At 47.1% G+C, this 24,822-nt stretch carries 24 protein-coding genes and 1 tRNA gene; 11 read left to right on the top strand and 14 right to left on the bottom strand.

Features of this window, described 5'->3' with window-relative positions; translation table 11 throughout:
• Positions 1-6: 6 nt before the first annotated feature.
• Genes ACZ50P_RS10125 through ACZ50P_RS10115 form a run of 3 tightly spaced genes read right to left on the bottom strand, consistent with a single transcriptional unit; the run spans position 7 to position 1,894 of the window.
• The gene (locus ACZ50P_RS10125; protein WP_464130920.1) at positions 7-915 is read right to left on the bottom strand and encodes a serine protease spb1; all 909 of its coding nucleotides are present in this window, start codon (positions 913-915) and stop codon (positions 7-9) included.
• Positions 912-1,340, bottom strand: coding sequence for a FixH family protein (locus ACZ50P_RS10120; RefSeq protein ID WP_464117073.1), 429 nt, complete (start codon positions 1,338-1,340; stop codon positions 912-914). The genes ACZ50P_RS10125 and ACZ50P_RS10120 overlap by 4 nt, the downstream gene beginning before the upstream one ends.
• Positions 1,337-1,894, bottom strand: a complete 558-nt coding sequence (locus ACZ50P_RS10115; RefSeq protein ID WP_464130918.1) for a redoxin family protein — start codon at positions 1,892-1,894, stop codon at positions 1,337-1,339. The genes ACZ50P_RS10120 and ACZ50P_RS10115 overlap by 4 nt, the downstream gene beginning before the upstream one ends.
• Before the next feature lie 140 nt (positions 1,895-2,034).
• Between ACZ50P_RS10115 and ACZ50P_RS10110 the strand changes: the two genes are divergently transcribed.
• From ACZ50P_RS10110 to ACZ50P_RS10095, 4 genes are all read left to right on the top strand, one after another.
• The gene (locus ACZ50P_RS10110) at positions 2,035-4,125 is read left to right on the top strand and encodes a site-specific recombinase (protein ID WP_464130917.1); all 2,091 of its coding nucleotides are present in this window, start codon (positions 2,035-2,037) and stop codon (positions 4,123-4,125) included.
• Positions 4,125-4,853 carry a dolichyl-phosphate beta-glucosyltransferase gene (locus ACZ50P_RS10105; RefSeq protein WP_464130916.1) on the top strand — a complete coding sequence of 243 codons (729 nt, stop codon included), beginning with the start codon at positions 4,125-4,127 and terminating at the stop codon, positions 4,851-4,853. The genes ACZ50P_RS10110 and ACZ50P_RS10105 overlap by 1 nt, the downstream gene beginning before the upstream one ends.
• Positions 4,854-5,186: 333 nt before the next feature.
• On the top strand, positions 5,187-6,803 hold the full coding sequence (locus ACZ50P_RS10100) for a S8 family serine peptidase (RefSeq protein WP_464117069.1): 1,617 nt from the start codon (positions 5,187-5,189) through the stop codon (positions 6,801-6,803).
• A gap of 213 nt (positions 6,804-7,016) precedes the next feature.
• A complete protein-coding gene (locus ACZ50P_RS10095; protein ID WP_464117068.1) occupies positions 7,017-9,233 on the top strand; it encodes a monovalent cation:proton antiporter family protein in 2,217 nt (738 codons plus the stop codon).
• On the opposite strand, the gene ACZ50P_RS10090 is transcribed toward ACZ50P_RS10095, so the two are convergent.
• The 4 genes from ACZ50P_RS10090 to ACZ50P_RS10075 form a co-directional block, all read right to left on the bottom strand.
• Positions 9,230-10,633 (bottom strand): aldehyde dehydrogenase family protein, encoded by a 1,404-nt coding sequence (locus tag ACZ50P_RS10090; RefSeq protein ID WP_464130914.1) that lies wholly within the window; start codon positions 10,631-10,633, stop codon positions 9,230-9,232. The genes ACZ50P_RS10095 and ACZ50P_RS10090 overlap by 4 nt on opposite strands.
• Positions 10,634-10,716: 83 nt before the next feature.
• On the bottom strand, positions 10,717-11,739 hold the full coding sequence (locus ACZ50P_RS10085) for a gamma-glutamyl-gamma-aminobutyrate hydrolase family protein (RefSeq protein ID WP_464130913.1): 1,023 nt from the start codon (positions 11,737-11,739) through the stop codon (positions 10,717-10,719).
• Positions 11,740-11,742: 3 nt separating this feature from the next.
• Positions 11,743-12,927: a hypothetical protein gene (locus ACZ50P_RS10080; protein WP_464130912.1), complete on the bottom strand. Its 1,185-nt coding sequence runs from the start codon at positions 12,925-12,927 to the stop codon at positions 11,743-11,745.
• A 29-nt stretch (positions 12,928-12,956) separates the two neighbouring features.
• Entirely contained in the window at positions 12,957-14,090 is a 1,134-nt protein-coding gene (locus ACZ50P_RS10075) for a carboxylate-amine ligase (RefSeq protein ID WP_464130910.1), read from the bottom strand.
• Positions 14,091-14,652: 562 nt separating this feature from the next.
• Here ACZ50P_RS10075 and ACZ50P_RS10070 point away from each other — a divergent pair.
• Positions 14,653-14,735, top strand: a tRNA-Leu gene (locus tag ACZ50P_RS10070).
• Here the strand turns inward: ACZ50P_RS10070 and ACZ50P_RS10065 are convergent.
• The 5 genes from ACZ50P_RS10065 to arsB form a co-directional block, all read right to left on the bottom strand.
• Positions 14,714-15,733, bottom strand: a complete 1,020-nt coding sequence (locus ACZ50P_RS10065; RefSeq protein ID WP_464130909.1) for a recombinase zinc beta ribbon domain-containing protein — start codon at positions 15,731-15,733, stop codon at positions 14,714-14,716. The two genes, ACZ50P_RS10070 and ACZ50P_RS10065, sit on opposite strands and share 22 nt — an antisense overlap.
• Positions 15,654-16,370, bottom strand: a complete 717-nt coding sequence (locus ACZ50P_RS10060) for a recombinase family protein (protein ID WP_464130907.1) — start codon at positions 16,368-16,370, stop codon at positions 15,654-15,656. The genes ACZ50P_RS10065 and ACZ50P_RS10060 overlap by 80 nt, the downstream gene beginning before the upstream one ends.
• Positions 16,363-16,557, bottom strand: coding sequence for a hypothetical protein (locus ACZ50P_RS10055; protein WP_464130906.1), 195 nt, complete (start codon positions 16,555-16,557; stop codon positions 16,363-16,365). Before ACZ50P_RS10055 ends, ACZ50P_RS10060 begins: the two co-directional genes overlap by 8 nt.
• Before the next feature lie 543 nt (positions 16,558-17,100).
• Positions 17,101-17,526, bottom strand: a complete 426-nt coding sequence (locus tag ACZ50P_RS10050) for an arsenate reductase ArsC (RefSeq protein WP_464130905.1) — start codon at positions 17,524-17,526, stop codon at positions 17,101-17,103.
• The gene (gene arsB / locus ACZ50P_RS10045; protein ID WP_464130903.1) at positions 17,519-18,583 is read right to left on the bottom strand and encodes an ACR3 family arsenite efflux transporter; all 1,065 of its coding nucleotides are present in this window, start codon (positions 18,581-18,583) and stop codon (positions 17,519-17,521) included. The genes ACZ50P_RS10050 and arsB overlap by 8 nt, the downstream gene beginning before the upstream one ends.
• A gap of 46 nt (positions 18,584-18,629) precedes the next feature.
• On the opposite strand from arsB, the gene ACZ50P_RS10040 reads away from it, so the two are divergent.
• From ACZ50P_RS10040 to ACZ50P_RS10020, 5 genes are all read left to right on the top strand, one after another.
• A complete protein-coding gene (locus tag ACZ50P_RS10040; protein ID WP_464130902.1) occupies positions 18,630-18,965 on the top strand; it encodes an ArsR/SmtB family transcription factor in 336 nt (111 codons plus the stop codon).
• 11 nt (positions 18,966-18,976) lie between these two features.
• Positions 18,977-19,981 carry a permease gene (locus ACZ50P_RS10035; protein WP_464130901.1) on the top strand — a complete coding sequence of 335 codons (1,005 nt, stop codon included), beginning with the start codon at positions 18,977-18,979 and terminating at the stop codon, positions 19,979-19,981.
• A gap of 10 nt (positions 19,982-19,991) precedes the next feature.
• Positions 19,992-20,222 carry a thioredoxin family protein gene (locus ACZ50P_RS10030; protein ID WP_464130899.1) on the top strand — a complete coding sequence of 77 codons (231 nt, stop codon included), beginning with the start codon at positions 19,992-19,994 and terminating at the stop codon, positions 20,220-20,222.
• 17 nt (positions 20,223-20,239) lie between these two features.
• On the top strand, positions 20,240-20,677 hold the full coding sequence (locus ACZ50P_RS10025; protein WP_464130898.1) for an OsmC family protein: 438 nt from the start codon (positions 20,240-20,242) through the stop codon (positions 20,675-20,677).
• A gap of 493 nt (positions 20,678-21,170) precedes the next feature.
• Positions 21,171-21,527, top strand: coding sequence for a hypothetical protein (locus tag ACZ50P_RS10020; protein WP_464130897.1), 357 nt, complete (start codon positions 21,171-21,173; stop codon positions 21,525-21,527).
• 114 nt (positions 21,528-21,641) lie between these two features.
• On the opposite strand, the gene ACZ50P_RS10015 is transcribed toward ACZ50P_RS10020, so the two are convergent.
• Together ACZ50P_RS10015 and ACZ50P_RS10010 are read right to left on the bottom strand one after the other, a co-directional pair.
• On the bottom strand, positions 21,642-22,118 hold the full coding sequence (locus ACZ50P_RS10015; RefSeq protein WP_464130895.1) for a VOC family protein: 477 nt from the start codon (positions 22,116-22,118) through the stop codon (positions 21,642-21,644).
• Between the two features lie 113 nt (positions 22,119-22,231).
• Positions 22,232-22,978, bottom strand: a complete 747-nt coding sequence (locus tag ACZ50P_RS10010; RefSeq protein WP_464130894.1) for a hypothetical protein — start codon at positions 22,976-22,978, stop codon at positions 22,232-22,234.
• A 177-nt stretch (positions 22,979-23,155) separates the two neighbouring features.
• On the opposite strand from ACZ50P_RS10010, the gene ACZ50P_RS10005 reads away from it, so the two are divergent.
• Positions 23,156-24,706 carry a methyl-accepting chemotaxis protein gene (locus tag ACZ50P_RS10005; protein WP_464130893.1) on the top strand — a complete coding sequence of 517 codons (1,551 nt, stop codon included), beginning with the start codon at positions 23,156-23,158 and terminating at the stop codon, positions 24,704-24,706.
• Positions 24,707-24,822 lie beyond the last annotated feature (116 nt).

Here is a 24,822-nt window from a genome sequence, read left to right as displayed (position 1 = left end):
GTCTCTTTAGCGCTGCCAGCGTTGTTGGTAGCTGACACTGATGGTGTTTGACAGCGTCGAGTTGACGGGATTCCCCAGCAGACTTTGATCGCTGTAGACCAATGTCAGAGCCGACTCTTGCGACAGCATATAACTGCCAGAAACTCCCCAGGTGAAGTGTTTTTGATTTTGCCCATCAGAAGAGGTGGAGCCGCGAATACGGATGGCCTCTTCGTAAAGGAAGGAAACGCTGCTGCCTAAGCGCAGGTTTTCTTTATTCCAGCCCAGTCCCACACTCTGTGTCGTGCCCCAGCCGGGTGTAACAGTGGTCTTGCCATTGTAGGCACTGCCTTCTGCTGTCCGCTCAAAGGATTTATGAATTTCTGAGCTGAAGTTGGCATCCCACACGCGCCAGGTTTTTACCAAGGCGACGCCGCCCCCTAAGGAAAGAAAACCACGGCCACGAATTTTGTTGGAAGTCGTGGCCTCTTCATCATAGATGGAAGGGGCCGTGGGCAGGGTTATCTGCAGGAAGGTCACGCCCCGGGGTTTCCAGCGGGAATACTGCAGCTCTGGGAATGTTTCATGTCCCAGATATAAAGAGACATCCCCCACGCCGGAGGCTGAACTGTGAAGGCGGTCTTTTTTTGCAATGACTGGAACAGAAAGTCCGGCCTGCCAGGTGTCTGCCAAAAGCAAGGCGCCTTCGATCTTCAGGGTCTGTGACTGGTTGCCGTCGTCTCTTTTCATCCACTGACCACTGCTTAATACATCATCGGTGATCTCTGAATAGGAATAGGTGGAAGTCACCTGAGCCTTGTCATCACCCAAAATCAGCGCGGGAAAAGAAAAACTTCCCCCGCAACAGCTGGCCGCCTGGGTGAAGGAGCCCCAGGAAAGAAAAATAACAAGAAAAGCTGAAGCAGCTTTAATCATGGCACCATCAGCGGAACAAAGACCTGATCCACGGTGGTGGATTGGTTTTTCAGGCTCACGCGCACTTCCCATTCACCAGGCATGACAAAGTAAACACGGTGAACACGGAACTGACCCTGGCCTAAGTCTTCAATTTTGACCGGGGCAGATCCGTGTCCCATAGATGGCATCCACAAAACCACAGACAGATTTGCCGCCGTGATTTGTGGTGAATTAAATTTCAAGGTGAATTCAGAGTAGTCCGAGCTGCTCGGAGTCGTCAGCCACTGCATTTCCGCGCAAACACCGGCTTTGGTAAACTTCAGCAGGCAGGTATCTTCGGCCTGAGTGCCCTGAGGCTCTTGCAGGTCGTTAGCTGAAATATAGTGAGGCTGCGCGCACGCAGACAGACTGAATAGAAGGATGAAAGGAATCAGTTTTTTCATAAGTTCTCCGCTCTTTGAATATAACAACCAAGGGCTCGCCCTTCTTTGTGCCGGGGCGTTTTGCTCGCCTGAAGATCTTCAAGCACTTCCTTCAGATAATGTTTCTTTGCAGAGGGACCAACATGACTGTCGGTGACGCCCCCCTGATAAACGATGTCTCCTGTGGAATTAAAAACATAAACATGGGGGGTCTTCAGGGCTCCCAGCTTGTCGGCCCAATGACTGCGGGAATCTGCGAGCACGGGGAACGTCAGATGGGCATCCTGGAAGTGGGCCTTGGTGATGTCAGCATCTTCGTCTGCATTGGAATGGATTGCCACGAATTTGAAAGTCTTAAACTGCTGACTTAGATCCTTCAGCAGTCCTTCGTGGCTGGCTGAACAAGGGCATTTGGCGGACATGAAGACGACGACCGTGGCCGGGGATGAGGCGAAAGCGAACTCCTGGGATTCTCCGGTCAGGACATTCCTTCCCGTTAGCACGTCAAACTTCTCTGCGGCCGAGGTGCCCAGGGAAGTAAGAATCAGAAAGACAGAAACCAGTATTTTGCTCATGCGCCGTTTCTAACACAAAGCCCTTTGGGGATATATGCCACAAAAAGTTGCGGGATTAAGGGCGGATTTGTTTGTTGTGCGTTGCGTATATATGTGAATCCGTCGTGCCAATTCTAAATGGATTTCTATAAACTTTTTCTATGTTTAGAAAACTTAGAGAGTTCAGAAATCGTTTTGTTCAATACAAAAAAAGCGGTCAGGTTCATAGTGATCTGGATGTCCTGTTGGCATCAGCCCAGGAACAGAAGCAGCTGGAAGACCGCTTGCAGTGGTTGGTTCGTCTGCTGCAGTGGGTGCGCTACGAGGGGGCGGTGGACGCCCATATCGAAAAAGAAACCGGACGACTGCCGGTGGCGCGTTTGCGCTATCTTTTGATGGTTTTGGATCGCAATCCCAATTGGAAGAAAGAAGTCGCCGTCATTTTGCGAACGGTGGTTCATGAGGTCAGCGGTCTGGAATTATACACGGAAACCGGCCTGCCACGTGAATTGGGGCTGTGGAGTGAGTTGTCTGACCGTCTGATGATGAAGATGCTGCCGACGCCACCTCTGGATCACGAGTTGGGCTATCTGTTCTGGGCCCTGTTCCCGGAAAAAGACGACCCGGTGTGGATTTCCTCCATCGATAATGTGACCTTCGAAAAACTTGTCGACTTGTTCCACTATGAAGTGGGGCCTGAAGAACAGGACTGGAATCGTTTCAAGATCGATCTGGAAGATGCGTTGGTTTATCTGGTCATTCAGGTTCGGGCGATTGGCTTGTCTCCGGCCATTCGCAATCGTCTGGACAAACCCAACTTTCGTGATTCGGCGTTCTTTGCCCTGGTGCGAGGCCTAGAGGAGTTCGTGAATGCCTATCATGCCGGAGACCGCAATCTGACCCTGGAAAAGGCGTCCCGCTTTCGCATGATCGTGTGGGAGTGTCGCCGTGAGCTGGCGCAGGTCCACAAGCACCTGGATGAATACGGAGTCAGTGTGGATCTGGTCTTCCAGATGGCACGCCTGAGAACTTATTTGCAGCGTATCGACAGTCTGCTTGAAATTCTTCTGAATGAACGTTTGGACACGAAAAAAGTGACAAGCTTTCTTTCCAAACTGGTCGAGGAAAATCAGGATCTGCGCAGTATTTCCTCGTTGCTGTCACAAAATATCTCCTTGCTGGCACGCAAAGTGGTTGAGCGGGCGGCAGAGACCGGAGAACACTATATCACCCGAACCAAAGATGAATATCGTCACATGCTTCAGGCGGCCGGTGGCGGCGGGGCTATAACGGCGCTGACAGTTTATGCCAAGATCGGCATTCTGGCGCTGGGGCTGTCTGGTTTTATGGAGGGCTTCCTTGCCTCATTGAACTATGCCTTAAGTTTTGTGGCGATTCATCTGGCTGGCTTCACCCTGGGGACCAAGCAGCCTGCCATGACGGCTCCGGCGCTGGCGGCAAAGATGCAGGATGTGGACAGTGAAAAAGGCATGAATGAGCTGGTCACAGACATCACGCATTTGATTCGCTCGCAGGTGGCGGCCATTGCCGGAAACGTGATGTTTGTCGTGCCATGTGTGATTCTGATTGATGCGGTTTTCAATCTTCTTTTTGGCGGGCATTTGATGTCGCTCGAAAAAGCGCAGTATGCGTTTAAGTCCGTGGATATTTTAGGGCCGGCTGTTTTGTATGCGGGATTCACCGGCATTCTTTTGTGGATGTCCAGCCTGGTGTCGGGATGGAGCGATAACTGGTTTGCCTTAAATTCCCTGCGTAAGACCCTGGCGCGCAGCCCGACGCTGAAAGCGGTTTTCGGCAAACGCGGGGCCCGCGGTATTGCCGTCTTCTTTGAAAAGAACATCTCGGGCCTGGCGGGGAATATCTCGCTGGGGATCATGCTGGGGATGACACCGGAAATTTTAAAGTTCATCGGTTTGCCGTTGGACATCAGGCACGTGACCCTTTCGTCCGGCACTCTGGGAGGAGCCCTTCCGGTTCTGGGGCTTGATTTTATGAAGACCTGGGATTTCTGGAGAGCGGTCATCGGCATCTTCTTTATCGGGGCCTTCAACGTTTTGATCAGCTTCGGCATGGCTTTGTGGGTCGCAATCAAAGCCCGCGGTGTCCAGCCTCCGCAAAGAAAAGCCATCCGCCAAGCGGTGGTGAAACGTTTCTTGTCCAGTCCATTAAGCTTCTTCCTGCCCGTGGGGGCTAACGTGCCTAAGTCCTCTAGTGGAAGTCATGGTCACTGATGACTGAAATTTCGGTTGTGATTCCAGCCTTCAATGAAGCCCAGCGCCTGCCGGAAACTCTGCAGGCGCTGAAAAGGCTGTGCCTGAACAAGGAACTGCCGGTGATTATTTCTGAAGTGCTGGTGGTGGATGACGGCTCGGTTGATTCTACTTCCCGCGTGGTCGAGGAGTTTGCGTGTGACTGGAGTTTGTTGAAGCTTCTGGAGTTTTCACAGAATCGGGGCAAGGGGGCCGCGGTTAAAAAGGGCCTGATTGAAGCATGTTCTGAATGGGTGCTGGTTGCTGATGCCGACATGGCAACACCGTGGGAGGAGCTGCGCAAACTGCAGTCCTTCATGCCTCAAGCGGATTTGATAATGGGTTCGCGTGCCTTGCCACAAAGTCAGATCGAGGTGCGGCAGCATTGGATTCGTCAGACCATGGGGAAGACCTTCAACAAGATTTTGCGCCTGTTTGTGGGACTTCCCTATAAAGACACCCAATGCGGATTCAAACTTATTCATACGAACGAATTTTTTCGTCAGAAGGTTCTGCCACAGTTGAGTGTGGAGCGCTTTGCCTGGGATGTTGAGCTGATTCTGGTCATGGAAAAGTTTCGTCTGAAAGTGCAGGAAGTTCCGATTCGTTGGCAGCATAAGGAATCTTCCCGTGTTCATATCGTGCGCGACAGTCTGGAAATGCTTTTTGCCATTCGAAAAATGCGTCGTCGTTTGCGAAATATCAAATAAGTCGTTTTGCTTTTGTGCCCAAGAACTGCTCAGGAACAAAAAAGCAACGCTGCAGCGGGTCATTTACTCTGATTTAATATTAGGCAGCTCAGCTTCAAATAAATGATGGCAACTATAAGCTTTATTAATAGTAAAGGCTGCTGTGGTCCTAAAATTGAACTGGGGTTCCACTTTGGAACTACAGGTGCCATGACAGATTTTTTCACTTTTTTGTGTTCAAAAAAAAGTGCAAGTGGTTCCAAAAGAGTACTTGATAAATCTTTCAAGCTGAAATGAAGTGCCTACCCATAGAGGACTTCAATAGTTGAAGTCCATGGATATGGGGGGATTTTAATGAAACTCAACGTGTTTGCACTTATTGTATCAGTGCTGTTCGCGACATCAGCTCAGGCAGAGCGCGTACTCGTGATCATGAAAGACCAGGCGTCTTTCAACAAAGCCCACATGGCTTATAAGATGAAGGGGTCTTATGCAGCTAAAGGGATCGACTTGGGTGTTCAGTCTCAAGCTGTAGGTCAACTGGAAGACAGTCTTGCTAACTTGAATACACTTATTGTTAACACTTCCAGCGAAGCTCAAGTTGAAAAACTAAAAGCTAATCCTGCAGTGGCATACGTTGAGAAGGAAATCTTCCACGAAGCTCCAGCTCCAGTAAAAGGTTACCTGGCGCAAAGACAACAATCCCAAAAATTGGGTCAAAAAACTCCATGGGGTATCCATGCAGTTAAAGCGACTGAAGCTTGGTCAAAAGCTAAGCGCGGTTCCGGTGCTCGTGTTCTAGTTTTGGACACAGGTATCGATGCTGCTCACCCATCTCTGAAAGTTAACTTCGAAGCAGGTAGAGACTTCACTGACGCAAGTGATGGTTCTGACTTCACTGACCTTGTTGGTCACGGTACTCACGTAGCGGGTACTATCGCGGGCGCTTTGGATAAAACTGGTTTCACTGGTGTGGCTCCAAAAGCTAAGATCCTGGCAGGTCGCGTGTGCTCTGAGCAAGGTTGCTCCAACATCGCTATCGCTCAAGGTATCAACTGGGGTATCCAGGAAAAAGTGGACGTGATCTCCATGTCTTTGGGTGGCGCTTGGTCCACTCCTGCTGAAAGAAATGCAGTTGCAGCAGCTGACCGTGCAGGTATCACTGTTGTGGCTGCTTCTGGTAACAACGGGACAAACCGTGTTTCTTATCCAGCGGCTCTTCCAACTGTGATCGCAGTTGGTGCAGTAGATGTGAACTTGAAAAAAGCAGACTTCTCTCAATACGGTCCTGAATTGGCTGTAGTTGCTCCGGGTGTTGCGGTTGTTTCTTCCGTACCAATGGGCACAGGTCGTGAGTCTTCTGTTGAAGTTTCCAACGGTCAGAAAAAGGTAAAAGTAGCTTCTTCTACATTCCAAGGCGCGAAAGAAATTTTGACTCCAGAGACGAACGTTTTGGTTCCTGCTGGCCTGGGTAAAGTTGAAGATTTCGCGAAAGTGGATGTTAAAGGCAAATTTGCTTTGATCTCTCGCGGTGAAATCAACTTCTCTGACAAAGTTAAAAACGCGATCAAAGCAGGTGCTGCTGGCGCGATCATCTACAACAACGCTCCAGGTTTGATCCAAGGTGCTTTGACTGACGATGGTTCTGTTCTTCCAATCGGCGTGTTCATGATTGAGCAAACTGTTGGTCAAGAGTTGTTGCGTGTTATCGGCACTGGTAAGCAAGTAACTGCTACTTTGCAAACTGTAGCTACTGACTATGCTGCCTTTGACGGTACATCCATGGCGACTCCTCACGTATCTGGTGTGGTTGCTTTGATGAAAGCTGCGAACAAGTCTTTGACTGGCGCTCAAGTAAAAGAAATCTTGAAGCGCACTGCAACGCCACTTTCTCCAAACTCTGCTAATGAGCTTGGCGCAGGTATCGTAAACGCAGAAGCGGCTGTTCAAGCTGCGATCGACGCGAAGTAATTCGTATCTAGAAAAATGACATTAAAAAACGGCTTCCTGGAAACAGGAGGCCGTTTTGCTTTTGAGGGGCCCCACCGAGCCTCAAGGGCTCCCAGGGCGCTCTCCCACGAAGGATGGCTCGCCCCAGCTTTTCAGAGGCCGTGCATTGGCGCAGCGCTCCTGCAAAAGTAAGCAGGTACCTTTTGGGAAAAAGTAGGCGCATAGTTAGAATATATGCAGCATTTACCCGCGATGATTCACGACCTGGCCCTGATTCTTGGGACAGCCGGCTTGGTCACTTTACTGTTTAAAAGACTCAATCAACCTATCGTTCTTGGATATCTGGTTGCCGGCTTTTTGGTGGGACCAAAGACATCTATTTTTCCGACGGTGATAGGTGTTGGCAGTATTAATCTGTGGGCAGAGATCGGTGTGATCTTCCTTCTTTTTGCCCTTGGTTTGGAGTTCAGCTTCAAAAAGCTAATGCGTGTAGGGGGCTCTGCCAGTTTTACGGCTGTGTTTGAAGTCTCTTTGATGATCCTCTTTGGGTATACCACCGGGCAGATTTTGGGGTGGTCCGCGATGGATAGCTTGTTCCTGGGCGGGATTCTGTCGATCTCATCGACGTCCATTATTATCCGCACTGTTGAAGAGCTGGGCTTTAAGAATCTGAAGTTTGTCGGCATGGTATTCGGTGTGCTGGTGATCGAAGATCTGGTGGCTGTTCTTTTGATGGTCCTGCTCACCACGGTGGCCTTGACTCGGGATTTTTCGGGAACCGAGATGCTGGGGGCGGTTTTGAAGCTGGCCTTCTTCCTGTCTATCTGGTTTGTGGCGGGTATTTTCCTGCTTCCAAGTTTCCTGAAAAGAGCCCAAAAGCTTTTGTCAGAAGAAACCGTTTTGGTGGTGGCTGTGGGGCTTTGTCTCATGATGGTGGTTTTTGCCAGTAATGTTGGGTTTTCTTCGGCATTGGGAGCCTTTATCACAGGGTCAATTTTGGCCGAAACGATCGAAGGTGAACGAATTCATCATTTGATTGCGCCGATTAAGAATTTATTTTCCGCAGTCTTCTTCATTTCTGTCGGTATGCTGATTGATCCGCAGATTATCTCCATTTATTGGAAGGAAGTTCTGCTGCTTTCTGCGGTCGTGGTTGTTGGTAAAACTTTAAGTGTAACCTTAGGGTCGGTGCTTTCCGGGCAGACACTGAAGTCCTCGGTGCAATCGGGAATGAGTCTGGCGCAAATTGGTGAATTTTCCTTTATTATTGCTACTTTGGGGCTGAGCCTTAAAGTTATCAGCGAAAAGATTTACCCGATCGCCGTGGCCGTTTCTGTGCTGACCGCCTTTACAACGCCTTATATGACCCGTTCTGCTGACAGGGTCTATGGTTGGCTGGAAAAGGTGTTGCCTGCAAAAGTGATACATTCCTTGGACAGTTACAGTGTGATTTCTTTTTCCATGGCGGGGAACAAGGAGTGGCGCGAACAGGTGCGCGCTTACGTGCTGAAAGTGCTTCTAAATGCCGTGGTGGTTATTGCGGTCTTCCTGACCATGGCTCGGGTGTTTTTGCCGTTTCTATTAGAACGCCAGATCGCAGAAGGTCCGGCGAAGTTTATATCTTTAAGTGCAACCTTGATTTTAAGTGCTCCATTTCTTTGGGCTTTGGCATTCGGTCGTACAAGACAGTTTGAAGCCTTGTTGGTTGGTCAGGGAAAGGGCAGTCACAACTATGTCTTCCTGGTGTCGCGAATCATGCTTGCCGTTGGTTTGTTGGGGGCCATGGTGGCGCAGTTTGTTCCACTGATGTGGGCGGTGGCTATCACCCTGTGGATGGTCGTGGTTGTGGGGTATGTTCTGTCGCAGAAGCTTCAGGACATCTATCATTGGTTTGAACGTCGTTTCCTGACAAACCTCAATGATGAGGTTCAGAAAACTCATGCCCGCAAAAACAACCGGGCCTTGGCGCCATGGGATGCGCATATCACGGAATTTGAAATTCCACCGGAAGCCCCGTATGTCGGTGTGCCTTTGCATCAGTTGTCTATTCGAGAAAAATACGGGGTTACGATTGCTTTAATTGAACGGGGACGCCGTCGGGTCACGGCCCCAGGGCGAAAAGAATGTCTGATGCCTTATGATCATGTGTTTGTGATCGGCACCGATGCGCAGTTGATCCAGTTTAAGACCTTTATCGAAGACGAACTGCCGGCACCTTCCGGTCAGGCGGAAGCTGAATACAGCCTTGAGCAGTATCTGCTGACGGACACGTCTCCGTTTATAAATAAAACCATCCGGGATTGCGGTTTGCGTGAGGCAACCCACGGACTTGTTGTCGGTATCGAACGTGAAGGTGGGCGGATTCTAAATCCGGACTCCAGTGTCACCTTGTGCCGTGGGGATGTTCTTTGGATTGTGGGCGATCGCGATAAGATTCTGCAGCTGACCTAAATCCGCCAGCGCAGCAGAGTCTTCAGGGCGTTCATTTTAAAACTGCTGTAGGGTGGATACATAATCCGAAGCATCTTGCCCAAGAAGGACTGCTTCAGGACGGCCTTTTCATGGGAAAAGGTCTGAAACCCATGCCAGCCGTGGTAACTTCCAATTCCACTGTGATTGACGCCACCAAAGGGAAGATGGGGGTTCACAAAGTGAATCAATGAATCATTAAAGACCAGTCCACCAGAGCTGGTTTCTTTTAGAATTCTTTCCGAGTTCATTTGACTGTGTGAATAGAAATACAGGGCCAAGGGTTTGGGGCGTTCATTGATAAAATGTATGACCTCTGAGATCTCTTTAAAGGTCATCATCGGCAGAATTGGACCGAAGATTTCCTCTTGCATGACTAAAGAGTGCGGATCTGCTTTATCCAGCAGCGTGGGGCTGCAATAGTGTTTTTCCGGCTCACAATGCCCGCCAAAGATGATTTCAGCTTTCTTGGCAACGGCATCGTCAATCAGGTTTTTTAAACGCTGAGTATGGTTCACCGAGGCCATGCGTGCCAGATCCGGGCTGTGCTGAATCTGCTCTGCTGAAGATCCGTAAAACTTTTGAATCGCGGCTATAAGATGTTTTTTAAAGGATGATGCCACGGACTCATGCACAAAAAGATAGTCGGGGGCCACGCAGGTTTGGCCGGCATTGATGAACTTGGCCCAGGCAACTTTTTCGGCGGCCACCGCGAGATCTGCCGTTGCATCAACAATCGTCGGGGACTTGCCCCCCAGCTCCAAAGTCACGCTGCTAAGGTGTTTGGCGGCAGCCTCCATGATGATTTTTCCCACGCGGGTGCTGCCGGTAAAAAAGATGTGATCAAAGGGAAACTTCAGAAGCTCCTGAGTCGTTTCAGCGCCACCTTCCGCCACAAAGACATGTTCAGTGGCAAAAGCCGCTTCGGTAATTTTTTTGATGACTGAGCTTGTGTGACGAGTCAGTTCAGAAGGTTTAAGGATGGCACAATTTCCGGCAGCAATGGCCGAGATCAAAGGAAGAAACACCAATTGAAATGGATAGTTCCAGGGGCCGATCAAAAGGCATACGCCTCGCGCCTCAGGCTGGATGAAGCTTTGGCTGCCAAACAAGGTCCATGGGGTTTGCACCCGGCGAGGGCCGGACCAGGATTTAAGATTTTTGCGGGTGAAATGAAGTTCCTTCAGGACCGGATAGATTTCAGAAAGCAGGGTTTCAGCTTCGGGTTTGTTGAAGTCCTTTTTTAGGGCTGCAATAATCTCTGATTGATGACTTTCGATGGCCTTTTCCAGGGCCTCCAGGCTTTGAATGCGGGTCTTCAAGGACTCACTGCGAAGCTTCAGGGCATACTGCTTTTGATGAAGAAAAATCTTTTCCAACATGCCTCCATGTTAGAACACTGGCTAAAGGAGGCAACGTTTAAGTTGGCAATGGCCCGGTACATATAAAAACCGACTTAAGAGGACTAAAGTGAGAACACCTTTCCACAGCGGCCGGGCATAACCACATTCTTTTGCTTGAGCACGCGCCAAAGGATCTTAGAGCCCAGTTCATTGTTCATGAGTTCAGGGTGGAACTGCAATAGCAGGCCGCGTCCGTTCTTGAACTCCGTGGCTTCTGTCACTCCGTCGTGTCCCTGGGCCGCCAGTTGCAGAGGGCCGCCTTCTTTGAACACTACGGACTGGTGATGCAGGGAATTGACGGTCATTTTGTTCTGTCCTGGTCCCAGCAAAGAAGCCAGGATGTTGTGTTTGGTGGGTTTGAGTTCGACTTCGTGCCAGTCATTTCCATGGCTGACCTTTGTGCCAACATGGAAGGGGACGTCCTGAATCAATTTGTATCCCAACGCGACAGAAGAAATCTGCGACCCACGGCAAACCCCCAGCAGGAAGCCTTTTTCGCGGGTAACATAAGACTTGATCAGCTCGATTTCAAACATATCGCGCGCTGGGATGGTGTTGCGCGAGTGAGTATTTTGTTTCTTGTACAAAGCAGGCTCCACGTCATCGCCGCCCATGGCTACCATAAAAGGGAATTTTTCTGAAATCTGTGCAAACAGGTCGCGGGTTTCGCTTTGTGAAAGCCCCAGGTTGGCGTTGATCGGAAGGATGTAAGAGCTGTGTTTTCCTTTGGCGAAAATTTTCTGGAAGTTCTCAATTCGCTGCGAATTGCGAGTGTAATCTTTTGGCAGATTGGCAATCAGAAGGGCGCGGGATTCGCGGCGGGCTTCATCCAAGGGCTTGAATCCCGAGAGTCTGACTTCAGGAAGACGGCCTTCAAAAAGCTCCATCAACTCAGGATTGCGATTCAGATTCTGTAAATATCTTTGTGCCGCCTGCTCTGGAGTTTCTCCGGTTTTAACGGGAAGAATCAGCGGCGCCAGGGTGTTTCCTGGAGACCATTCATACAGGCGAACCAGTTCCGTGGTGGCGCTGGCGGTGTGGACGATGAGGGTTGCAATCAGTGACAGAAAAAAGGATTTTTTCATGTGCTATTGCCTTTCGTGGGCTTGAATGACCCGATAGTTATCTGAGTTCGAACACGCTCTTCCAAACTTCTTTTCAAGTTGGACTGCGGTGTGTGCCAGGCTGGAGACATACCCTGGGCCACCGTGGCTTTGCCAGACCTGCAACCATTCAGGGAAAGTGTAAAGTGAGGCCGAGACATTTCGCAGCAGGCGGGAAACAGCGAGATCCACTTCCTTGTCCGTCAACTGGCGGTTTTGCTGCTGCAGTTGTTCTTTCAGATTTTTTTTGTGATTCTGGAAGTCTCGGAGTCCTTTTTTGAAATCAAAGTCTTTGGCGGATACATAGGACAGGGCCTGGGCGCGGTCCGAGGGACTGAGGCTTCCCAGCAATTGCAGGTTGAACTCCTGACTTTTGCGGCGGATGAAGTCCACGCGGCTGAACAGAAATTGCTCCAGATTTTTTACGGCGACAGCGCCACCGGTGTTGTATCCCAAGGTCACCAGCAGACGTTTGATCTGGGTGTGATCGCCCGTAGGATAGCCGGACTCTTTCAGTAGGGCCGGGATGTTGCGTTTTTCGAACTCGGTGGCGACGTATTTTTCATTCAGCTTGTGAAAGATTCCGGCATACAGCAGGTTGCGCAAGGGGTTGGTGGACTTGCTCATCAAGGCACATTTGCTTTCGTTGCGCAGAGGTCTCCAGAAATGGCTGCGTGCCTGGGTGCGGGTTTTCAGCCACTGGCAGGATTTACGGGAGCTTTGATAGATCATGTTTTTATACGTCGGCAGAACCTGGTCCACATCGGCGATGGCTTTGCCAGTCAGTTGTCCTATGCCGGCGTCGCCGTTGGGATTTTGAATCAAGGTATGGAAGCCGCTTTCCATCATCAGCTTCGGGAACAGCCATTGTGGATCGATTTCAAGACAATCCGTGATGGCGGAAAACGCCTGGCTTAAGGATTTGATTTCGCCGCTGCTATAGCGGGGCCGGGCTTGTCCGGGTTGTGGGGCGGCTTTTTCTGTCGTGCACTTAACAAACAATTGCGATTTTTCCCCTTCGGCAATGCGTGGGAACGAGGTGGTCAGGGAGTGGGTCAGGCAACTGTCAAAGTTTTCTGCAGAGGCGATGAAGGGCATCGCACTGATCACAAATATGACAAGTGCGGTCTTAATAAGCGGTATAAAGGATTTGGCTATCGGGCCCTGCATATCCCTTTAGAAAAGCAAGGCCCACGCCATCAGAGGACTGCAAGGTCCTTTTCAAAGGTGTCGCAAAGTGAGTCAACCACGTCCTCCAGCGCGCCCGTTTTTTCATAGAGCTTGCGTTGAATTTCATAGCTGGGATGCTGAAGATCTTTTTCGAGGTCTTTCAGGTACTGAGTGTATCCCAGTTCGGTCGCATCGTCTTTCATCGCGGTCAGAAGATCATTGATATCTTCGCGCAGATTTTTGGTCATGCCGTCGTTATCAATCAGAACTTCACAGTCCATGCCGTGACGGGACGCGCGCCATTTGTTTTCGCGAATCATCCAGTCTGCCGGTGTCTGGCGTCTGTATCCCTGGTCCAGGCGCTTTTGAATGTGGCGCGCCAGTAAATGGATAAAGGACACCAGTCGCGTGGTCTGGCGAATGCCCGGGACGCCATCACAGATGCGGATTTCCAGTGTGCCATAGTTGGGGCTTGGGCGGATGTCCCACCAGATATCTTTGAAGCTCCCGATGGATTTGCTCTGGATGAGTTTCTGCACGATGGTTTCAAAATCAGCCCAGTTTTCAACTTTGCAGGGTGTGCCCCCGGCGGGGTGGGCTTCAAAGACCGTGATGCGTGAAGAGGCCAGTCCTGTATCGTGACCTGTCCAGAACGGCGAGCTGGCCGACATGGCTAGCATGTGGGGCAGGTAATACAAGAACTCATTCATCATGGCGATGCAATGGTCCCCATTTTTCATTCCCAGATGCACGTGCAGGCCGTAAATCATCAGGCGGCGGGCAATGTGTTGGTTGCGCTCAATCAGATATTCATAGCGATCTGAAGGGTAAAAAAGACGATCATGCCATTTTGCGAACGGGTGGGTGCCATTGGCGGCCAGTCGGGCGCCGTGCTTTTTGCAAATGCGCAGCAGTTCGCGACCGGTCAGTAAAAGTTCTTGCTCCACTTCCTGGACGTTTTTGCAAATGGGTGTGTCGATCTCCAGCATGCTTTGGAAGATTTCAGGTTTTAAGTGGGGGCTTTGTAGCGACCATTCTTCCAGGATATCCGGAGAGATGGGAAAAAGGTTGCGGGTCAGCGGGTGGATAATTTGAAGCTCAACTTCGACACCCAGCGAGAATAAGTCTGATTTTCCAAATGGAATGGGTTGAGGCTTAGTCATAAAATCACCATAGGGAGTTATGACCACGGGGGCAAATTTTAATGGTGAAAATGTCGGATTTTCATGACTTGGTGCGCTCAAATACGAAATAAAAAATGGGGGGCCTCATCGGCCCCCCGGACTCGTGTGAAGGGAACCACCAAACCTTCACTGAGTCGCCCAAATTTGAATTTTTAATAGTTTCTTTTTCTTGCCTCAACTCGGGCGGGGCGCCGGGCCACCGTTATCCAGAGAGCGTACATCACAACTCCCGAGTAGAAGAGGCAGAACATTGCTACGTCATGTAAGTCTGTCATGTTCTCTCCTTTTTACTTTATGCGGCCTTCCTTGGCCTCGCGGATCTTCGAGGTGCCATCCTAGCGTCCTCTTGTTCCGTTAGTAAGAGCGTCCGTGCTCTTACTGATATGACAGGGGTGGGTCCTTTTCAGGTTAAAGAATTTTGCTAAAAATGTGGGCACAAAAAGGTCTAGGTATGGCCAAGGGATCTACGGGCATTTTATTGACTCTGGGGAAGGGAAATGATTAATTATTTCTTCCCTCTATCAGATTTTCTTATAGGTGCGCGCCGGTGGTGGAATTGGTAGACACGTACGTTTGAGGGGCGTATGCGCGAGCGTGGGGGTTCAAGTCCCCCCCGGCGCACCAATTGTCAAGCTGTGCGAACCAAAATTCGCAGTTTTTATAAAACCCCGATTTTTTTCGGGGTTTTTTATTTTAAGCTCCTGTTCGTAAAAATCTTTATCTAAATTCCAATAAATTTTAATCGAATCCAATCCAATTTCGACCCTGTGGACGAATTTCTGCAAAAGGCTTCGTCTAATATTAAAGTCAGGATTTTCCTTTATTAAATGGCCTGCAAACGCCGCAAACTCTTCAAACGTCTCAATGGGCACAAGTCTTTCATCAATATTCAAATCTTTTATCTTTAAAAGCCCTTCCTCTAAATCTTTTTTAACCAACTCCAGCTTTTCCATTTGCTTAAAGATCGGTGTGGCCGAAACCGTTTTGGGCAGCATTGATAATCTTTCGGCCAAAGCATCTAATTGCGAACTCACACCATAAAGTTTAGCCTTTATTTTTCCACGTTCTGACTCTTCATCATTGTTTTTATGAATGGCTTTCACTTTATTTTGAAGTTCTACTAAAAATTTTTGGCTTTCAATAAACTTACAGAACTCACTCCAAACAAGGGCCTCTGCCTTCTTTGCTTGAACTCGTGTTGGTTCACACTGAAAAGTTTTTTTGGTTAAAGTTGAGTTTCTTTTTGTCGCCCATGAGTGTTCATAATAGGGAACCTTGCCATTTCTACCAGTAGCAGACTTTCCTGGCATGTGGTCGCCGCACTTCATACAAAAACATACACCAGACAATAAATAGGGATGCTTGCTTGTTTCTTTTAATGGTTTAAGTCTTGAATGATTTTTAGTGAGCTTTTCGTTAGCTCGCTGAAAAATCATTTCATTAACTATGGGCTGCCAAACTGCCTTCACTTCCTTTTGTTCACCTTTTTGTGTGTAGGTTTTAATTCCGATATAGGCCTTGTTACGAACTATTGCTTGCAAGTTATCCACTGTAAAATGGCCAAGCCTCATTCTTGAACCGCCACCTTCTAAAATGAGCTTTGGCCTTGTAACCATTATCATTCATCCAGCGAGCAGCTCTAGACAAACTTCCTTCTCGTAAAAATGCTTCAAAGGCAATTCTAACAGTGGTTGCATGAGGCTCATCAATATCCAGACTTCCATTTTTCGTGTGACACTTCTTGTAGCCTAATGGGATAGTACCTCCATTATAAAGACCACGACTGGAACGAGCTAAAATGTTCGCTGAAACTCTTTCACTGGTTTGCTTTCGTTCAAACTGAGCAAAGTTCATCAATTGAAATAACAACATTTCACCAGCGGCAGTGGTTGTGTCGAAATCTTCACGAAGGCTCATGAAGCTACATTTAACTTCACTCATCATGTCCCACATATTTAAAAAGTCTCTGTTGTTTCTGGACAACCTTGAAATTTCTGTGACCATGATGAGGTTTATTTTTTGTGCCCTCATATCCTTAAGCATCGTCTGCAAGGCTGGTCTATTCATGTCCTTCGCTGAAATTCCAGCATCCACATAGACATTAAAAATTTGGCCGAAGTTGGATTGTTTATTTCTATAGACAACAGCTTCACGAAGCCGTTGCTCTTGATTTTTAATAGAGCCTTCAGGGTTTTCCGCTTGTTCTTCGGTTGAAACTCTAATGTACAAAGCAATGTTAAAATTTTTGTTCTTAAGCATCTGATCCCGTCCTTTTTAAAAGATAATCTTTTACAGTTGACGAGTCAGAGAGTGACTTCTTCTGGAGCTGGCAGAGTTCAATATAAATAATACTGGCCACTTCTTCAATCATTTGTTCATGCACCTTTTCATTAAATTTTTCGTTTCTTAAGTTTATTACTTCGATCTCGTCCCATTTTTTATTCATGAGCTATCCCTATTTTTCATGGATATACTCAACTCATCACACAATACTTCTCGCACTTTTGCCGCCGCCCAAACTGACTTAATACCTTTCGATCCGTGACCCCTTTCCACCACATCGTTGGGGGGGAGGGGTCACGGAAAAAGAAAGGTAAAAATGAGTCACTCATTGCGGCGGCAAATACCTTAAATCAAAAATAAATTTCAAATTTTCCGTAATCATTTAACGCATTTACTCAGTATTCCCACCGGGCATATTGGTGGGCATACTGTTTTCTTAGTGAAAAACCAAAGTGTTCCTAGCGAGAACACTTCAGGGAACACTATTTTGTGAAGTCTTCGCGTGAAGAAGTCATTAGCGAAGAGTTCTTTTTTAGATTTTTGATTTCATTTTTATCACCTCCGATGAAGTGATCTATTAGCAAGGTCGTGCCAATTATTTTTGAATTGATATGAAGATGTAACTATTTGATCCGACTTAGTGACTGGATGGGTTGGTGCCAAAATGATTTCTCATTTTTGAGAGACTCTATCAAAAATGAGAGACTCAAATTCCAAGTTCATTTTTTAATTCAATCAGCTTCTCTTTTATTTCATCACGAGCTGACCTAAAAGCCTCTGACTTTTTATCTTCACTCACTCCAGCCGGGTCTTTAATTGGCCAATGTAGTCGTTTGGCCTTTGTTGGTAATACAGGGCAAACCTCTTCAGCACAAAGTGTGATAACAAAATCTAAATTAGCATAGAAACCAAGGGCAATATCATTAGTTGATTTAGATTTGTTTAGGCCAATATCAATACCGATTTCACTCAATGATTTAACAGCCCAAGGCTGAACTACACCCGATGGCTCTGAGCCAGCACTTTCAATTTTAGCAGTGCTCCCGAAAATTTTCTTTGCAAGCCCTTCAGCCAGTTGGCTTCGAGCCGAATTAGCTACACATAGAAATAGAATATGTACTGGTTTAGACATTTTTAACCTCCTTGAAGCAAACCTTTTTTAACCATAACGAAACTGAGACAAGCCCTATGAGGACTGGAACTTCTACGAGAGGTCCAATGACAGCAGCAAAAGCTGCCCCATGATGAATTCCAAATGTTGCTACGGCAACTGCAATAGCTAACTCGAAATTATTAGAAGCAGCTGTGAATGATAAAGTCGCTGCCTTTTCATAATCAGCTCCTGCCTTCTTGCTCATTGCAAATGAAAGAAGGAACATAATCACAAAATAAATCAACAATGGAATTGCAACTCTCAAAACATCAAATGGTAGCTCAATTATCTTGTCACCTTTTAGTGAAAACATAACGACAATTGTAAAAAGCAAAAAGACTAGCGTTAGTGGAGATATTTTAGGTACAAATACACTTTCAAACCACTCACGGCCTCTGGTTTTTATCAAAATCATTCGGCTAAAATATCCAGAAAAAAATGGAAGACCCAAATAAATCGCAACTGCAATTGCAACATCTTTAATTGTAATGGCAACTTCCACGGACTGAAGACCCATCCAACCTGGCACAGTAGTTAGAAAAAAATATGCTAGAAATGGAAAAGTGAATATCTGGAAAATAGAGTTTAATGCGACTAGGCCAGCGCAGTATTCGCGACTTCCTCCTGCTAAATCATTCCAAACGATTACCATCGCGATACATCTTGCAAGTCCTATAAGAATTAAACCAGTCATATACTCTGGATTATCTCGTAAAAAGATAATAGCGAGAGCAAACATCAACACAGGACCTAGCAGCCAATTTTGAATTAATGAAAGCAAAAGAACCTTTGTATTTGCAAAAACTTTTGGCATTTCCTCGTATCGTACTTTTGCTAACGGCGGGTACATCATCAAAACAAGTCCAATCGCAATTGGAATTGATGTTGATCCAACAGAGAAGCTTTCAAGTAATTTAGGAAGCGATGGAAATAGTTTACCTAAAAGAACGCCAATTCCCATTGCTGCAAATATCCACAAAGTTAAATATCTATCGAGAAAAGAGAGTTTTTTAACAATTAAATTCTTTGAACTCATAAAGTCTCCGCTTGCTTATCGTATTATTACGATATACGATATTTTTATGGCGATATCAAGAAAAGAAGAATTTCCTGACAAAGATTTGACATTGGCTGAATGGTGCAAGGCACTTTCACACCCAGCTCGAATTGCAATTTTGCGCAATCTAGCGAATCGTGGCGAGTGCATTTGCGGCGACCTTGTGTTGGATTTACCACTGGCTCAATCAACAGTAAGTCAGCATCTTAAGGCTCTCAAGGCAGCGAAACTCATTAAAGGTGAAATTGATGGTCCAAGGTCAAAGTATTGTGTAGATCAAAAAAATTTTGAGAAATTTATGAAAGCACTTAATGAGTTCGGTATAAAGCTTTCAGATAAGTTAAATGATCAAAACTGCTAAAGGAGTTTCGGTTGGGTATATTTAAGTGGCTGAATGATCAATTATTGCGAATGGAGTGGCTCTCAAATCTCGTTAAAATATTTGTTGAAAATGTTTTAAGCATAAAAATGAACACTCCATTGGGAGGCAGTGTTCATTTTTTTATCTACGATGTGATAAAAATATTCATTCTTTTATCAGTCCTGATTTTTCTAGTCTCATGGATACAAAGCTATTTCCCTCCTGAAAGAAGTAGAAAAATTCTTGGAAAATTTAATGGATTGACAGCAAACATCGTAGGGGCTCTTTTGGGTACAATAACCCCATTTTGCTCGTGCTCTTCAATTCCTTTGTTTATAGGTTTCACGAGCGCAGGATTGCCAATTGGAGTGACATTTTCATTTTTAATATCTTCTCCGCTGGTTGATCTCGCTTCAATTATTTTGCTAGCGAGTATATTTAACTGGAGTATCGCTTTGGTCTATACTGGAATTGGTATTGTATTGGCTGTAGCTGGTGGAACCATCATTAGTAAGGCTAATATGGATCAACATGTTGCAGAATTTGCAAAGAAGCTTTCTTTACAAAATGGAAATATAGAATCACTGAACTATAGAGAAAGACTTCAATTTGCAACCGATCAAGTAAAAGATGTATTCCAGAGAGTCTGGATTTATGTCTTGGTTGGTGTGGGAATAGGAGCTGGCATTCATAACTGGATTCCTGAAAGTCTAATAGCAGCCGCACTTGGAAACCAAAATTGGTGGTCTGTTCCCATCGCAACACTTTTGGGTGCTCCAATGTATGCTGATATTTTCGGAACGCTTCCGATAGCGGAAGCGTTAATAAATAAAGGTGTTGGGATTGGAACCGTATTGGCTTTTATGATGAGCGTGACGGCACTTTCAATTCCATCAATGATCTTACTAAAAAAAGTAGTGAAAGCACCATTGCTTTTGCTATTCACTGCAATTGTCACTATTGGGATTATGATCATCGGATATATTTTAAATAATGTTTCACATCTTCTAATTTAAGGAGCAATTTATGGATTTAAAAATATTGGGAACTGGCTGCGCAAAATGCAATAGACTTGAAGAAGCAACTAAGGCAGCTGCGAACGAACTAGGAATCAAGTACAACATCGAGAAAATAACAGATATTGAGAAAATCATGTCCTTTTCGGTAATGTCAACACCAGCACTTGTTGTAAATGGCGAAGTTAAGGTTGCCGGCCGAGTACCTACAGTAGAAGATATCAAAAAAATGCTTTCTTAATTATTCGGGAGTATAGGATGATAGAAACTCAAAAAGCAAAAATGACTTTCGATGTTCGCTCTGAATGGATTAGCCATCAAGAGAGTATTTCATACTGCGAAACTAAAGGAAAAACTGCAAAAATTAAACTAGATACAAACCTTGATGGCACCCCTGATGCCTTTAATCCCGCAGAATTGTTACTTGCTGCTTTATCGGCTTGCATGATTAAAGGAATTGAACGAGTTGCTCCGATATTAAAATTTTCATATAGAGGTGTTGAAGTTAAAGCTCATGGAGTTCGGCAAGACGTCCCTCCCAAGCTTGAAAGCATCGATTATCAAATTATAGTTGATACTGATGAAGATGATCACCGACTAGAACTACTTCATAAGAATATTAAACAGTACGGAACGGTATTCAACACCGTCATCCACGGAACAAATCTAAGCGGAGCTATTTTGAGGAAACTTTAGAGTTCCATTCATTTAAACCTCATAGCTTTCGGCCATTTAGAAGCCTTTGAATCCTGAATAAGCTCGAACTGGGCTTTTCTGACTTGCTTTAAAACCCAAGGTAAATTCCCAGTACCGACAGCCAAAAAAGCCAGTGTGACACATAAAGAAATCAATTTCGATAGGCCCATTTGATTTGCACCTTTTCTTCTACTGTCAACCCATCAAGATCAAAATTCTTGCGTCTGATGCTCTGACAGTAGTTAGTGATGGCATTTAGAGTCCGTCCATAATGATGGGCCAGTTCTTGCCGTGACCAGCCGTGTATATAACGTAGTTTTGCCAGCTCCGCTAAATTCACTCTCGACTCAAGCCACTGGATTGGATAGGCTATATCCAAACTGAGTGGTTCTCTCAGCATAGGGCGTGGGGCACCATTGCCTTCTTCATTTTCTTCGTACAGTCCTCGCTCTTTTTTTATTAATACAGATTAAGTTGGAAAATTGCTTCGTTGGTGAAAGCTGCCTATGTGATTGCTGCGGAACTTGTATTTGCAGGTTCCGTCATTTTGTTTGGCATGGTCAAATTTGATGCGAATATCTTTTTCCAAGCCATTTTTCGAGTCGATAAAGAGATAGATCCAGGTATTCTTGTCTGGAAAACGTTTACTGTGCAGGCCTTTGTTTTAGATCTTCACATGTTGGGATCGTCGGCAGCACGCGAGAGAAGGCTCGGCGGCCAATCATCTTGTGCAGAACTCATTTCGTTCGCCATTGCGGAAACTGAACTAAAAAGCATAGCAAAAATAAGAATTGATTTCATAGATACCTCCAGGGACTTTCGTAAGCGTTGGGGTATTTCATGTCTATAAGTATTGGAGGATGACGTTGGTACCCAACGGTATTTTCGCTCTCTCGGTATCTTAAGGGGGAGCGATTGCCGCGCGGGCGGATTGCGGCGTCCGCGCTTTGTTTTCAGTCTTGTCTTAAAGCGCGGCGGCTTTGAGTTTGGCGATATCAATCTTTTTCATTGTCATCATCGCATCAAAAGCCCGCTTGGCCTTGGTGGGGTCGGTACTTGTGGTCAGCTCCAGCAGGATTCTAGGGGTGATCTGCCAGGAAAAGCCCCAGCGATCCTTGCACCAGCCGCATTCGCTTTCCATGCCGCCGTTGTTGATAATGGCGTTCCAATAGCGATCTGTCTCCTCCTGATTTTCTGTGACAATCATGAAGCTCACCGACTCATTGGGCTTAAAAAGCGGCCCGCCATTAAGCCCGACAAATTTTCGTCCCAGAACCGTGAACTCAACAGTGAGCTCCGTGTCGGCTTTGCCACCTGGGAAATCGCCGGGGGCTTTGTTGATACGTCCAACGCTGCTGTCGGGGAAGGTGCTTGCATAGAAGTGGGCCGCGTTGGCGGCTTCACCGTGGTCAAACCATATACAGGTAATGAGTTCTGCCATACTTTGTTTCTCCGATTGGATGAATGAGTCGTCGAAGAATACTTTATGAAAAGAAAAGGTGGGAAGTCAGCAGGCAAGTGTCTGCTGACTGTAGAAGGACAGAAAGATTGCGTTTAGTAGTGCAATTCGCCGCCGGGGAACTTGATGACCCGTTCATTGCCTGGAGCCACCAGATGAGCCCAAATGGGCAGCTTCCGCAGGCCTGGAGCAGCAAGCGTGAAGAGCTTCTTGGTGCGCACCTCACGCAGGGTCAGAGTATAGCGGTGAGCCAGAGTGAAGGGGATGTATTCTTTTTGAATGTCGATGACTTCGAATCTGTTGTAAGCCGCCACGGACCGACCATTTAGCACAACAGGGGCCGAGTTCACGATGTGGTCTCGCACACGTGCGCGTCCTGTTTGCAGTGTGGGGCTGGAGGAGAGTTGATCGGGTATTTGTTTGAAGTTTCCGACCAAAGTTTCAGGATCGGCTTTGGCTCCCACTTTGAATTGAACTCCTGTGGGCTGAAGATTTTTGTTGAGCTCGACAAGATTAAGCAGATACACCGTGTCCACTTTTTTATGGTCCTTCAAACCATAGGTTTCGTGTGCTCGGAGATGGCTGATTCGGTAGAGGCGACCCTTGCGGATCGGCGGCTGATAGTATTCGGTAAACTTCAGCTCCACACTTTTTTCTGTGGGGGGCATGGTGATCTCAGGATAGGCTTCAACATGAAACAGGTCGGCTTCCGCCTGGAGCAGCAGACGTGAGCGTAATTCACCATATGTGACGGGGCTTGATTTAGCCCAACCTGCAGCAGTGAAAAATAGAATTGTGAGAAGCACTACTTTTGCCATCAAATCCGTGATTGCAGGAACCATTCCATCCTGCCCCCATATTTAGCGTTGCCTGACTCGTCTAGAAATTAGACACGAGACCTAGGTGGGGCACATTTCAAAAGTGTAACCACGTTTTTGCGAGTAACCCCTCTATTTGTATGAGAAGTGTTCGATAAGATATAGAGCACCCTTAACTACCTTTTAACAGGGATTGGCATTATGTTTAAATGGAGTCTGTTCAAAAAATTGCTTCTGTTGAATATCGGCATTTCTTTAGTCGCCATCATTGTTGCCAGTAGCGCCTACTGGGGAGGCAAGAAGACTCAAGAAAAATATGAGGCGGTCGCACGGGGTGTTTTGGATGACGTGATCGCGGTCGATGAGGCTTTTCTGGGATTCAGGGAAACACGTATTGGTCTGAGAACGCTGGGGATTGAAGGGGTGACGGCCACTCAAGGAGCCTCGGCCAAGAAGCAGGTTCTTGATGCTGTGGCCAGTGTGGATCAGCAACTGAAAAAACTCGACAGGACAGATCTATCATCGGAGCAAAGAGCCTTGGTCGACAAGGTGATGGTCTCCTGGACTTCGTTTAAAAAAACCGGCGTGGATATCCTGGCCCTGTACGACAGTGGAACGGCGGAAAATCGCCAACGTGTCATTGGGATCTTTTTCAAGGAGTGTCCTGAAGCGGCAGACGAGTTCTTCGGTCATGTGCAGAATCTGAGAAACTTCTTTAGTGAACAACAGAAGCTGTGGGTGGCGGACGCCAGAAAGACCGCCGAGTTTAATAATCTTCTGTTGGGTATTATCTCGATTGTGGGTATTCTTCTGGGGCTTTCTGCTTCGGTTATTTACGTCAGTAAACTTTCCCGGGATCTTCAACGTGTCACCGAAGAGCTGGGTGGGGGCGCCAGACAGGTGGCTGATGCGGCAACTCAGATTGCGACCACATCGACAACCTTGTCTCAATCTGCCGCAAGTCAGGCTGGTTCCTTGGAGGAGTCTGTTGCGACCATTGAGCAGCTGACTGCTACAGTTAAACTGAATTCAGAAAATGCAAAACAGGCTTCTGTACTTGCCAGCTCCACACGTGATGTGGCCGTGAAAGGTGAAAGTGAGATCAAATCTTTGATCGACTCCATTCAGAGTGTTTCGGCGGACTCGAAAAAAATCGCAGAGATCACTTCCGTGATCGATGACATCGCCTTCCAGACAAATCTGCTGGCTTTGAATGCGGCGGTAGAGGCGGCTCGTGCCGGAGAGCAGGGTAAAGGATTTGCCGTGGTGGCTGAGGCGGTTAGAAATCTGGCTCAGCGAAGTGCCGAGTCGGCTAAAAATATCGCCGCGCTGATTGATGTCAGTGTCGAGCGTATTGGAAAAAGTGCTGAGCAGGCCAATCGCAGCGGGGCTGTGCTGACGGAGATCGTGACTTCTGTGAAAAAAGTTTCGGACCTGAACAGTGAAATTGCCACAGCCAGTGAAGAACAGTCCAATGGCATTGAGCAGATGAGCAATGCCATGAACCAACTGGATGGGGTGACTCAGCAAAATGCGGCGGCTTCAGAAGAGGCTGCGGCCACTGCAGAGGAATTGTCGGCTCAGTCCACGGTCCTGCTGAAAAATGTGAATGCATTGGATCTTCTGGTTTTGGGTGAAGGTCGGGATTCAAATCCGTCTTCCCCATCCTCCAATGTGCTGGAATTTAAACCAAAATCCTTTGAAAGCCATGGCAAGTCTCAGCGCAAGGTGGGTTCCGCAACGGGGTTTTAGGGTTTTAAACCCCTCAGTGCCTGTATGGGCCCGGTGACGCGATGCTGCAACTCGCCGGGCAGTCTGGAAAAAGGGCCATCTAGGCGTGCAAGTTCCTTAAAAAACTGATAGTTATT

The organism is Bdellovibrio sp. CKG001, assembly GCF_055397465.1.
The sequence above is the reverse complement of the archived record's forward strand: the minus strand, read 5'-3'. Positions and strand labels throughout refer to the sequence as shown.